Source organism: Streptomyces spinoverrucosus, assembly GCF_015712165.1.
GTDB lineage: Bacteria > Actinomycetota > Actinomycetes > Streptomycetales > Streptomycetaceae > Streptomyces > Streptomyces spinoverrucosus_A.
The window spans coordinates 685,036-697,276 of record NZ_JADPZX010000001.1 but is presented as its reverse complement, the minus strand read 5'-3'; the positions used below and the strand labels follow the sequence as shown (position 1 = coordinate 697,276).

The 12,241-nt window shown below is 72.8% G+C and carries 8 protein-coding genes and 1 pseudogene; 3 read left to right on the top strand and 6 right to left on the bottom strand.

Annotated elements, in window-relative coordinates:
• Positions 1-2 precede the first annotated feature (2 nt).
• The 5 genes from I2W78_RS03185 to I2W78_RS03165 form a co-directional block, all read right to left on the bottom strand.
• On the bottom strand, positions 3-803 hold the full coding sequence (locus I2W78_RS03185; RefSeq protein ID WP_196456726.1) for an N-formylglutamate amidohydrolase: 801 nt from the start codon (positions 801-803) through the stop codon (positions 3-5).
• Positions 804-946: 143 nt separating this feature from the next.
• Positions 947-3,166, bottom strand: coding sequence for an NADP-dependent isocitrate dehydrogenase (locus I2W78_RS03180; RefSeq protein ID WP_196456724.1), 2,220 nt, complete (start codon positions 3,164-3,166; stop codon positions 947-949).
• A gap of 37 nt (positions 3,167-3,203) precedes the next feature.
• A complete protein-coding gene (locus I2W78_RS03175; protein ID WP_196456722.1) occupies positions 3,204-4,337 on the bottom strand; it encodes a mechanosensitive ion channel family protein in 1,134 nt (377 codons plus the stop codon).
• 178 nt (positions 4,338-4,515) lie between these two features.
• A complete protein-coding gene (locus tag I2W78_RS03170) occupies positions 4,516-6,027 on the bottom strand; it encodes an amino acid permease (protein WP_196456720.1) in 1,512 nt (503 codons plus the stop codon).
• Positions 6,028-6,058: 31 nt separating this feature from the next.
• Positions 6,059-7,042 (bottom strand): hypothetical protein, encoded by a 984-nt coding sequence (locus I2W78_RS03165; protein ID WP_196464385.1) that lies wholly within the window; start codon positions 7,040-7,042, stop codon positions 6,059-6,061.
• A gap of 274 nt (positions 7,043-7,316) precedes the next feature.
• On the opposite strand from I2W78_RS03165, the gene I2W78_RS03160 reads away from it, so the two are divergent.
• From I2W78_RS03160 to I2W78_RS03150, 3 genes and pseudogenes are all read left to right on the top strand, one after another.
• The gene (locus I2W78_RS03160) at positions 7,317-8,756 is read left to right on the top strand and encodes an FGGY family carbohydrate kinase (RefSeq protein WP_196456718.1); all 1,440 of its coding nucleotides are present in this window, start codon (positions 7,317-7,319) and stop codon (positions 8,754-8,756) included.
• Between the two features lie 80 nt (positions 8,757-8,836).
• Positions 8,837-10,213, top strand: a complete 1,377-nt coding sequence (locus tag I2W78_RS03155) for an FAD-dependent oxidoreductase (RefSeq protein ID WP_196464384.1) — start codon at positions 8,837-8,839, stop codon at positions 10,211-10,213.
• Positions 10,210-11,145: pseudogene (locus I2W78_RS03150) on the top strand (NAD(P)/FAD-dependent oxidoreductase); the annotation flags it as partial. The gene I2W78_RS03155 and the pseudogene I2W78_RS03150, both read left to right, overlap by 4 nt.
• A gap of 301 nt (positions 11,146-11,446) precedes the next feature.
• Here I2W78_RS03150 and I2W78_RS03145 read toward each other — a convergent pair.
• Positions 11,447-12,211 carry a crotonase/enoyl-CoA hydratase family protein gene (locus I2W78_RS03145; RefSeq protein WP_196456714.1) on the bottom strand — a complete coding sequence of 255 codons (765 nt, stop codon included), beginning with the start codon at positions 12,209-12,211 and terminating at the stop codon, positions 11,447-11,449.
• Between the last annotated feature and the right edge of the window lie 30 nt (positions 12,212-12,241).

Below are 12,241 nucleotides of genomic sequence, written 5' to 3'. Positions count from 1 at the left end.
CGTCACCTGGTGACGTCGTCCACCAGCCGGGCCAGCGCCGCGCCGAGCCGGGACAGCCCCGGTCCGGCCGGCCCGCCCGGCTCGGTCATGTAGGTGTCCCGGCGGATCTCCACCATCAGCGCGGATACCCCAGGCTCGGTCCCGTAGTACTTCAGCGGTACGTACGTCCCCCTGAACGGACTGTCGAGCCCCACGTCCCCGACCACCGCGAACGCCTCACGGGCAGCGGCGAGCAGCGCGGGCGAGGTGTGGAAGGAGTCCGTCCCGAGACAGACGGCGGGCCGGGCCCCGTCCCCGTGCAGCTCGTACGGCAGCCGCGCGGTCGGATAGGAGTGCACGTCGATGATCACGACCCGCCCGAGCGCGGCCAGGCGGGCGGCGACGGCGTCGGTCAGCGCCTCGGCATAGGGCCTGAAATACCGATCGACGAGCGGCTGCGGATCGACGTCGTCGGTCCGCAGCACACCCCGGTGCGTGGTCCTCGTGTAGACGGCGCCCATGCCGACGGCGAGCATCTCCTCCCGCTCGTCCGGGAACCGTTCCGGATCGACGACCAGCCGCGACAGCCGGTTGACGAACCGCCAGGGCGCGACGTCGGCCAGCTCGGCCGCCTCGGCCGCGATCCGCTCGGTGTGCGCGTCGGTGATGTGGTCCAGCTCCCGCCGCAGCTCCTCGTCGCCCAGCGCGATACCGGCCCGCACGTCCTGCGGTATGTCCCGGGCGGAGTGCGGCACATGCAGGATCACGGGCGAGTCGTCGGCGCCGGGCAGCAGCTCGAAGGAGGACGGCGTGGGGCGGGTCATCGGCGGCTCCGGGCGTAGTCAGTGCTGTGTCGGGTGATCAAGCTGCGGATCAGGGTGCCATGCCGCCGGACACGGCTCCGCCCCGGCCGGGCGGTGCACCGGTCGGGGCGGAGACGGAAACGGGCGGCCTTCGGGCCGGGGCGTCAGCTCAGGGACGCGAGGGCCTCGTTCCAGGTGGCCGACGGCCGCATGATCTCGGCGGCCCTGGCCGGGTCGGGCTGGTAGTAGCCGCCGATCTCGGCCGGCTTGCCCTGCACGGCGATCAGCTCGTCCACGATCTTCTGCTCGTTCGCGGTGAGCGTCTCGGCGAGCGGCGCGAAGGCCTTCGCCAGCTCGGCGTCGTCGGTCTGCTTGGCCAGCTCCTGCGCCCAGTACAGGGACAGGTAGAAGTGGCTGCCGCGGTTGTCGATGCCGCCGACGCGACGGGTCGGGGACTTGTCCTCGTTGAGGAAGGTCGCCGTGGCGCGGTCCAGCGTGTCCGCGAGGACCTTCGCGCGGGTGTTGCCGGTGGCGGTCGCGTACTGCTCCAGGGACGGCACCAGGGCGAAGAACTCACCGAGGGAGTCCCAGCGCAGGTAGTTTTCCTTGACCAGCTGCTGGACGTGCTTCGGCGCGGAGCCGCCGGCGCCCGTCTCGAACAGGCCGCCGCCCGCCATCAGCGGGACGACCGACAGCATCTTGGCGCTGGTGCCCAGCTCCAGGATCGGGAACAGGTCGGTCAGGTAGTCACGCAGCACGTTGCCGGTGACGGAGATCGTGTTCTCGCCGCGGCGGATGCGCTCCACCGACAGCTTGGCCGCCTCGACGGGGGCCAGGATGCGGATGTCCAGGCCCTCGGTGTCGTGCTCCGACAGGTAGGCGTTGACCTTCTCGATCAGGTTGGCGTCGTGGGCGCGGGTGGCGTCCAGCCAGAACACCGCCGGGTCGCCGGTGGCGCGGGCGCGGGTGACGGCCAGCTTCACCCAGTCCTTGATCGGCGCGTCCTTGGTCTGGCAGGCGCGGAAGATGTCACCGGCGGACACGGTCTGCTCGATGACGGCGGTGCCGTTCTGGTCGACCAGGCGGACCGTGCCCGTGACCGGGATCTCGAAGGTCTTGTCGTGGCTGCCGTACTCCTCGGCCTTCTGCGCCATGAGGCCGACGTTCGGGACGGAGCCCATGGTCGACGGGTCGTAGGCGCCGTTGGCCCTGCAGTCATCGATCACGGCCTGGTAGACGCCCGCGTAGCTGGAGTCCGGGATGACCGCGATGGTGTCGTGCTCCTGGCCGTCCGGGCCCCACATGTGGCCGGAGGTGCGGATCATGGCCGGCATGGAGGCGTCGACGATCACGTCGGACGGCACGTGCAGGTTGGTGATGCCCTTGTCGGAGTCGACCATCGCCAGCTCCGGGCCCTCGGCGAGCTCGGCGTCGAAGGAGGCCTTGATCTCGGCGCCGTTCGGCAGGGACTCCAGACCCTTGAAGATGCCGCCCAGACCGTCGTTCGGGGTCAGACCGGCCGAGGCGAACGTCTCGCCGTACTTCGCGAAGGTCTTCGGGAAGAAGGCGCGCACCACGTGACCGAAGACGATCGGGTCGGAGACCTTCATCATCGTGGCCTTCAGGTGCACGGAGAACAGGATGCCCTCCTGCTTGGCGCGGGCGACCTGCGCGGTCAGGAACTCGCGCAGCGCGGCGACGCGCATCACGGAGGCGTCGACGACCTCACCGGCCTGCACGGGTACGGACTCGCGCAGGACGGTGGTGGAGCCGTCGTCGCCCTTGAGCTCGATCCGCAGGGAGCCGGCCTCGGAGATCACGACGGACTTCTCGGTGGACCGGAAGTCGTCGACGCCCATGGTCGCCACGTTCGTCTTGGACTCCGGCGTCCAGGCGCCCATGCGGTGCGGGTGGGTCTTGGCGTAGTTCTTGACCGAGGCGGGGGCGCGGCGGTCGGAGTTGCCCTCACGCAGGACCGGGTTCACGGCGGAGCCCTTGACCTTGTCGTAGCGGGCCTTGATCTCCCGCTCCTCGTCGGTCCTGGGGTCGTCCGGGTAGTCCGGCAGCGCGTAGCCCTGGCCCTGCAGCTCGGCGACGGCGGCCTTGAGCTGCGGGATGGACGCCGAGATGTTCGGCAGCTTGATGATGTTGGCCGCGGGCGTCTTGGCCAGCTCGCCCAGCTCGGTCAGCGCGTCCGGGATGCGCTGGTCCTCGGTCAGGTACTCCGGGAACACCGCGATGATGCGGCCGGCCAGCGAGATGTCCCGCGTCTGAACGGCGACGCCCGCCTGCGAGGCGTAGGCCTGGACCACCGGCAGGAAGGAATACGTCGCCAGGGCCGGGGCCTCGTCAGTGTGCGTATAGATGATGGTCGAGTCAGTCACCGGGTGCTCCGCTCCACGTCTGCAACATTGCTCGACATCAAGATATCTCGTGCCGGGGGCTTACTCGACCGGGGTCCGTGTCCATGGAGACCGACGCCACGTCCTCCGTCTCCCCGGCCCCCCGCTGCTGCGGAATGACCACCGCACTCTGCTGCAACGACACCGTCCGCGTCGGCGCCGGGATCCGGATGCCCTCCGCCCGGTACCGCTTGTGCAGGCGCTTGATGAACTCGTGCTTGATCCGGTACTGGTCGCTGAACTCGCCCACACCCAGGATGATCGTGAACCCGATCCGGGAGTCGCCGAAGGTGTGGAAGCGCACCGCCGGCTCGTGCTCCGGGACGGCGCCGTCGATCTCGTTCATCACCTCGGCGATGACCTCCATGGTCACCCGCTCGACGTGCTCCAGGTCGCTGTCGTACGCCACGCCCGCCTGGAGCAGGATCGTCAGCTGCTCCTCGGGCCGGTTGTAGTTGGTCATGTTCGTCCCCGCGAGCTGCCCGTTGGGGATGATGACCAGGTTGTTGGAGAGGTTGCGGATGGTGGTCTGGCGCCAGTTGATGTCGGTGACGTAGCCCTCCTCGCCGCTGCTCAGCCGGATGTAGTCGCCCGGCTGGACGGTTTTGGAGGCGAGGATGTGGATGCCCGCGAAGAGGTTGGCGAGGGTGTCCTGCAGGGCGAGGGCGACCGCCAGACCGCCGACGCCGAGGGCGGTCAGCAGCGGGGCTATGGAGATGCCCAGCGTCTGCAGCACCACCAGGAAGCCGATCGCCAGCACCACGACCCGGGTGATGTTCACGAAGATCGACGCCGAGGCGGCGACTCCGGAGCGGGACTGGGCGACCGTACGCACCAGCGCGGCGACCGCCCGGGCCGCCGACACCGACACGACGAGGATGAACAGCACGGTCAGGGACTGGTTGACGTGGTGCTGGACGGTCCGGGTCAGCGGCAGCACCGCCCCGGCGGCCGCCGCGCCGCCCACGATCGCCCCCCACGGCACCACGGTCCGCAGGGCGTCCACGATGACGTCGTCGCCACCCCAGCGGGTCCGCAGGGCGTGCTTGCCCAGCCAGCGCAGCAGCGTGCGCAGCAGGAACGCCGCGACCAGCCCGGCCGCCAGCGCGATCCCGGCGAGGACGAAGTCGTCCAGGGTCAGCGCGCGGGTCATCGGTCACCTCCGCGGAAGCAGTCCGCGGCGTACCGGATGTGAAGTCGCGTCAAGTTGTCACCTGCTCGAAGACGGGATGTGCGATCGCGCCGGCCACCGTGACGGGTCGACGCGATCGCTCATCCTGCCGTATCCGGCGCGCCAGTTCGTACCTGGCTCGGTGGCCGGATCGCGCAGCTCAGACGATTCCCTCGGCCATTTCCGCCTGTTCCCGGTCCGATCCGTACGCGGCCGTGGTGGGTGTTCCGTACGAACGGCGGGCGACGTACCACCACGCGGTGGCGAGGACGAGTACGACGAGCAGGGCGACGGACGCGTAGTTCATCGTGTCGACCGTCACCGGCGAGGACTGCGGCAGACAGAACAGGACGGTCACGCAGGCCACCCAGCCGACCGCGATCCAGCCGATCGGCCTGCTCCACCGGCCCAGGTGCCACGGCCCCGGCCGGAACCGGTCGCCCGCGCGCAGTCGCAAGTACACGGGGATGACGTAGGCGGGCGTGATCCCGATGACGTTGATGGCGGTGACCGCCCCGTACGCCGTCGCCGAGTACAGGGACGGCAGGGCGAGCACGCAGGCCACGCCCACCGACAGCCAGACGGCGGCCACCGGCGTCTGGGTGCGGCCGCTGACCTTGCGCCACAGCTCCGAGCCGGGCAGGGCCCGGTCCCGGCTGAACGCGAACACCATGCGGCTGGCCGCGGCGACCTCGGCGTTGCCGCAGAACAGCTGGGCGACGATCACGACCAGCAGCAGCGCGCCGGCGGCGTCCGTGCCGAGGCCGTCGAGGAGGATCTGCGCGGGCGGCACCCCGGTCTCGCTGGCCCGCGTGGCGGCGTAGTCCTGGATGGCGAAGGTGAGACCGGCGAGGAGCACGAAACCGGCGATCCACGACACCCAGATGGCCCGCACGATGCCGCGCGCCGCCGACACCGAGGCGTTGGCGGTCTCCTCGGAGAGGTGGGCGGAGGCGTCGTAGCCGGAGAAGGTGTACTGCGCGAGCAGCAGGCCGATCGCGGCGACGTAGACCGGGTTCTCCCAGCCGGTCTCGTTGACGAACTCGGTGAAGACGAAGGACGGCGACTGGTGGTGGTCGGGGACGATCGCCAGCGCGCCGACGATCAGCGCGACACCGGCGAGGTGCCACCACACGCTGATCGAGTTGAGCACGCTCACCAGGCGGACGCCGAACAGGTTCAGCGTGGCGTGCAGCAGCAGGATCACCATGAAGATGAGGAACGTCTTCTCCGGTGTCGGCTCGAAGCCGAACTGGAGGTTCAGGAACGCGCCGGTGAACAGGGCGGCCCCGTAGTCGATGCCGGCGATCGCGCCGAGCAGACCGAGCAGGTTCAGCCAGCCCGTGTACCAGCCCCAGCGGCGCCCGCCGAGCCGGTCGGCCATGTAGTACAGGGCGCCGGACGTGGGATACGCGCTGGTCACCTCCGCCAGCGCGAGCCCCACGCACAGCACGAACAGCCCGACCCCGGCCCAGCCCCACAGCATCACCGCGGGACCGCCCGCGCCCATGCCGAAGCCGTACAGGGTCATGCAGCCGGACAGGATCGAGATCACCGAGAAGCTGATCGCGAAGTTGCCGAAGCCGCCCATACGGCGGGCCAGCACCGGTTTGTAGCCGAGTTCGCGCAGGCGCTGTTCCTCGTCCTGCGGCGGAAGGGCGTTGCTGGACATGCGCATCCTTCGGATAGACGAACGGAGACAATCAGGGGCGGTGGGCCGTCGAGCGGCCGCGGGCCTGGAGGAAGACGTCCACGGCGCCGGCGTGGTCGGACGCATCCGACGTGCGGTGGGCCCAGGGCAGGGGCGCGTAGTACGGGCCGATCGCGTCGAATACCCGGGCCGCCTCCGGGAACTGCAGGGCGCCCCACAGGGCGTGGGCGAGATGGTTGAGGTCGATCGGGGAGCGCTCGGCGGCGGTGGTGAGCTCGAACCAGGAGTGGAACGCCCGGCGTGCCTCCCGGGTCGCGTCCTCCGCGACCCAGTGCAGGTCGAGGGCGGCGTCGTGGCCGCCCGCCCGCCGGTAGCGCTCGACCCGTACGTACAGCGGCAGGACGTGCAGCGCGGAGCCCGGTGGCGCCCCGTCGGCCGCCCACTGCGCGAAGCCGACCGCCTCCGCGAGCCTGCCCGAGGCGGCCCGCCCGAACAGGAACTGGAGCATGCGGTGGTGGGCCTCGCGGTTGTACGGATCGCGCTTGCCGGCCTCGGCGAGGAGGCCCCACGGGCCGGGCGGCAGCATCGGCTCCGGCGCCGGAACCCGGTGCTCGTCCCAGCGCTGCTCCCGGTCCAGCCGGGCCAGCGCCAGCAGACAGACCCACGGCACCGGGTCGTGCGGGGAGGCGCGGGCCGCCGCGTCGGCGGCCAGCCACGCCTCGTGCCACAGCTGCTGCGTACGGCGATGGTCCCCACGGGCGGCGCGCAGCGCGCGTTCCACCGCCACCCGGGCGTGCATCACCACCGCCGGGAGGCTGTCCGGTTCCTCGGCGAGCCAGGCCCGCACCACGTCGGTGCCGGCCGCCGCGGCCGCCAGGACCTGGGTGCGCCGGGTCCACTGCCACCAGGACGAGGTCTCCGCGAGCAGGGTGCGCATCGACATCCAGCGTCCGGCGCGCACCTCCTGAAGGGCCGTGCGCAGCGCGGCGTCGGGTCCTGCCGGGTCGTAAACGGGTCGTGCTCCGTCTCTGGCCATCATCCGCCCGTCCCCTGCGAGGGGTGGACGGGAACGGAAGGCTGGAGTAACAACAGGGCTCCCCCGAGCGGCGGTTGACAAGCTCATGTCCGGTCGGCGGTCACTATAGAGGCGGAGCTTCCGCGTTCTCCTCATGGTTGGCCGATCCATGAGGGCTTCCTCGTGTCACCTGTTCACCATGTGAAACTGACAGACCGTCAGCGGCGCTTGACGCAGGGTGGTGGCCGACGGCAGGCTGTCGCACCGTGATCGCCCAGGAGCCGGAGGGGGCTCGATGACAGGTCCGGTGCTCGCCGTCGACCAGGGCACGTCCGGCACCAAGGCCCTGGTGATCTGCCCCGAACGCGGCGTCCTCGGCAGCGCCTTCGCCGCCGTGCGCCCCCGCCCGCTGCCCGGCGGCCTGGCCGAGGTCGACCCCGCCGAGCTGTACGACTCGGTGGTCGAGGCAGGCCACCGCGCCCTCGCCGAGGCCCGCGAACCCGTGGTCGCGCTGGGCCTGGCCAACCAGGGCGAGACCGTGCTCGCCTGGGACCCCGTGACGGGCCGCCCGCTGACCGACGCGCTCGTCTGGCACGACCGCCGAGCCGAGACCGTGTGCGCCGAACTCGCCCCGTACGACGACGAGTTACGGCACCTGACGGGCCTGCCGGTCGACCCGTACTTCGCCGCGCCCAAGATGGCCTGGATACGGCGGAACCTCACCCGCGAGGGAGTCGTCACCACCAGCGACGCCTGGCTCGTGCACCGGCTCACCGGCGCCTGCGTCACGGACGCCGCCACCGCCGGCCGCACCCAGCTGCTCGACCTCGACCGCACCGCGTGGTCGCCGCGCGCCCTCGACCTCTACGGCCTGTCCGGCGAACGGCTCCCCGAGGTCGTCGACAACGCCGGTCCCGTCGGCACCACCACCGCCTTCGGCCCCGGGATCCCGCTCACCGGTCTGGCCGTCGACCAGCAGGCCGCGCTGCTCGCCCAGCACATCACCCAGCCGGGCGGCGCCAAGTGCACTTACGGCACCGGCGCGTTCCTTCTCGCGCACACCGGCGACACGCCCCGGCGCGGCGACTCCGGCCTGGTCAGCTGCGTCGCCTGGCGGCTCGACGGTCGGGCCGCCTACTGCCTCGACGGGCAGGTCTACACGGCCGCCTCCGCCGTCCGCTGGCTCACCGACCTCGGCGTGATCGAGGGCGCCGCCGACCTCGACGCCGTGGGCGCCTCGGTCCCCGACAGCGGCGGGGTCACCTTCGTGCCCGCCCTCGCCGGGCTCGCCGCCCCCTGGTGGCGCGGCGACGTGCGGGGCTCGCTCACCGGACTCGGCCTCGACACCGCCCCCGGCCATCTGGTCCGTGCCCTGTGCGAGGGCATCGCCGCCCAGGTCGTCGAACTCGCCGACGCGGCCGCGAAGGACCTCGGAGCGCCGCTCGACACCCTGCGCGTCGACGGCGGCCTGACCCGCTCGGCGCTCCTCATGCAGACCCAGGCCGACCTGCTGCAACGCCCGGTCGAGGTGTCCGCGCTGCCCGACGCGACCGCCCTCGGCGCCGGCGCGCTGGCCCGGCTCGGCGCGGAGCCGGAGCTGACCCTGGCGGACGCGCTGCCCGACTGGAAGCCCGCCGCCGTCCACGAACCCCGGATCAGCGCCGACGAGGCCGCCGAACGCCTCGCCGCGTTCCGCCGCGAGGTCGCTGCGCTGCTCGACCGGATCCCGGCATGACGCGACGGGACGTCGATACGACGCGGCTGGAGGCAGGCTTGGCGCGGCGGGACGTGGATACGCCTCCGCCGAACGCCCCTATGACCGGCGTCTACGACGTGGCGGTCGTCGGCGCCGGAGTCGTCGGCAGCGCGATCGCCCGTGAACTCGCCCGGTACCCACGGCTGAGCGTCGCCCTCGTCGAGGCCCAGGACGACGTCGGCCAGGGCACCTCCAAGGCCAACACCGCGATCCTGCACACCGGGTTCGACGCGGTCCCCGGCTCCCTGGAGGCACGGCTGGTGCGCGAGGGGGCGCGCCTGCTCGCCGCGTACGCCGCCGAGTCCGGCATCCCCGTCGAACCCGTCGGCGCCCTGCTCGTGGCCTGGGACGAGGAACAGCTCGCCGCCCTGCCCCGCCTCGCCGAGAAGGCCGAGGCCAACGACCACCACGCCACCCGCCTGCTCGGCCCCGCCGAACTGTACGAGCGCGAAGCCCACCTCGGCCCCGGCGCGCTCGGCGCCCTGCACGTGCCCGGCGAGTCCGTCATCTGCCCCTGGACGACCACCCTGGCGTACGCCACCCAGGCCGTCCGGCACGGAGTCGAGCTGCACCTCGACACCCGGGTGGAGGAGGTCGGTCGGCAGGACGGCGTTCATGTGCTGACGACCGGCGCGGGCACGCTGCGGGCCCGCTGGCTGGTCAACGCGGCCGGACTGCACGCCGACACACTCGACGCCCGCCTCGGACACCGCGACTTCACCGTCACCCCGCGCCGCGGCCAGCTCATCGTGTTCGACACGTTCGCCCGCACGCTGGTCAACCACATCCTGCTGCCCGTCCCCACCGCCCTCGGCAAGGGCGTCCTGGTCGCCCCCACCGTCCACGGCAACGTCCTGCTCGGCCCCACCGCCGAGGACCTGGACGACAAGCGGGCCACCGGCTCCACCGCCGACGGACTGGCGGCCCTGCGTGCCAGGGGCCGCCGCATCCTGCCCGAACTGCTCGACGAGGAGGTCACCGCCGTCTACGCCGGTCTGCGCGCCGCCACCGAGCACGACGACTACCGCATCCGCGCCCACCCCGGCCAGGCGTACGTCACCGTCGGCGGCATCCGCTCCACCGGCCTGACGGCGTCCCTCGCGATCGCGGCCCACGTCACCGGCCTGCTGACCGAGGCGGGCCTCGACCCGGGGCCGGTCCGGGAGCTGGAGCCGGTCCGCATGCCCAACCTGGGCGAGGCCTCCCCGCGCCCCTGCGAGCGCCCCGACCTCATCGCCGCCGACCCGCAGTACGGCACCCTCGTCTGCCACTGCGAGCGCGTCTCCCGCGGCGAGATCCGCGACGCCCTCGCCAGTACGATCCCGCCGCGCACCCTCGACGGACTGCGCCGCCGCACCCGCGCGCGGGCGGGCCGCTGCCAGGGCTTCTACTGCGGGGCCGCGCTACGGCAGCTGCTCGAGGAGGCCCGGCCGTGACGGACGTACGCCAGGTCGACGTGCTCGTCGTCGGCGCGGGCCCCGCCGGACTCGCCACCGCCGCCCGGCTGGCCGGCGCCGGGGCGGGCCGGGTGGAGGTGCTGGAGAGGGAGCAGCGGGCGGGCGGGGTGCCACGGCACTGCGCGCACGGCGGCTTCGGCACCTTGCTGCGCCCGCTGACCGGCCCCCAGTACGCCCGCCTGCTCACCGCCGCGGCCGTACGCGCCGGAGCGGTCGTCCGCACCGGCGTGACCGCCCTGGACTGGGCGGGCCCGCTGACGCTGACGACGGTCGGCCCGCACGGCCTGGAGGCGGTCACCGCGAGGGCGATCGTGCTGGCCACCGGCGCCCGCGAACGCCCCCGCACCGCCCGGCTGGTCCCCGGCACCCGCCCGGCCGGCGTCTACACCACGGGCGAACTGCAGCAGGCGGTGCACCTGTACGGGCAGCCGATCGGGAGCCGGGCCGTGGTGATCGGCGCGGAGGACGTCTCCTACTCGGCCGCCGACACCGTACGGGCGGCCGGCGCCCGGGTCGTCGCCATGGTCAGCGACCTGCCCACCCCGCGTACCGCGCGGGCCTTCGACGCCCGCCTCCGCCGGGGCATCCCGCTCCTCACCCACACCGGCGTCACCGAACTCCTCGGGCACGGCCGCCTGTCCGGCGTCCGGGTGCGCCACCGCGACGGCCGTACGACGGTCCTGCATTGCGACACCGTGGTGTTCACCGGCGACTTCGTGCCCGACAACGAACTGGCCCGGCGCGGCGGCATCGCCCTGGACCCCGCCACCCGGGGCCCCGCCGTCGACACCGCCCTGCACACCTCCCGCCCGGGCGTGTTCGCCGTCGGCAACGCCGTACACGCCGTGGAACGGGCACCGAAGGTGGCCCGCGAGGGCGTGCGCGCGGCCGCCGCGGTCCTGTCGGAGCTCGGACTTACTGGTCCGTGAACGAGCCGTGCGGCCCGGCCCCGGCGGTTGAGGCATTCTGTCGGCGCGCTTGGGCGTGGGGAGTGACGGCGAGTGGCTATGGCGGGTGTCGGCGGCGGCTCACGCGGGCCGTCAGCGGGCCGTGCCGCCCGGTCCTGGCGGCGAGACAGGCGGCGCCCTTGAGGCTGTTGCCGGGCGCGCTCGTGCCTTGGCGGGAGTTGAGCGCGTAGGGCCGCGAAGGGGGCGCCGTCGGTGGCCCGCGAGGGCGTTCGCGCGGCGGCCGCGGTCCTGTCGGAGCTCGGTCTCACTGGTCCGTGAACGAGCCGTGTCGTCCGGCCCCCGCGGTGAAGCGGGCGGCGCCTTCCAGGCTCTGCGCCAGTACGCCCGTGCCGTGCCGGAGTTCGCCGCGCATCGCCGTCTGCTCGTCCAGACCGTCCTGCTCCAGCAGCGAGGCGCGGTCGGTGCGCAGGCAGGCCTGGGGGAAGCGGGCGATGGCGGCGGCGAGTTCCTCGGCCTCGGCGCGGGCGCGGCCGGTGGGGACGAGGCGGTTGGCGAGGCCGATGTCGTAGGCCTCGCGGGCGGGCACCGGACGCCCGGTGAGGATCATGTCCAGGGCCCGGCTCGTGCCGATCAGCCGGGGGAGCCGTACCGTGCCGCCGTCGATCAGCGGGACACCCCAGCGGCGGCAGAACACCCCGAACACGGCGTCCTCCTCGGCGACCCGCAGATCGCACCACAGCGCCAGCTCCAGACCGCCCGCGACGGCGTGCCCCGCCACGGCGGCGATCACCGGCTTGCTCAGCCGCATACGGGTCGGGCCCATCGGCCCGTCACCGTCCTCGGCGACCCGGTTGCCGCGCTCGGTGCCGATCGCCTTGAGGTCCGCCCCCGCGCAGAAGGTGCCGCCCTCACCCCACAGCACCGCGACCCGCGCCTCGTCGTCCGCCTCGAACTCCCGGAAGGCGGCGGCGAGCTCCGCCGCGGTAGGGCCGTCCACCGCGTTACGGGCCTCGGGGCGGGCGAGGACGACCGTGGTGACGTGCTGCTGACGCTCGACGCGGACCGGCATGGTGGAGCCCCCTTCGTTTTCGTCGGGGCA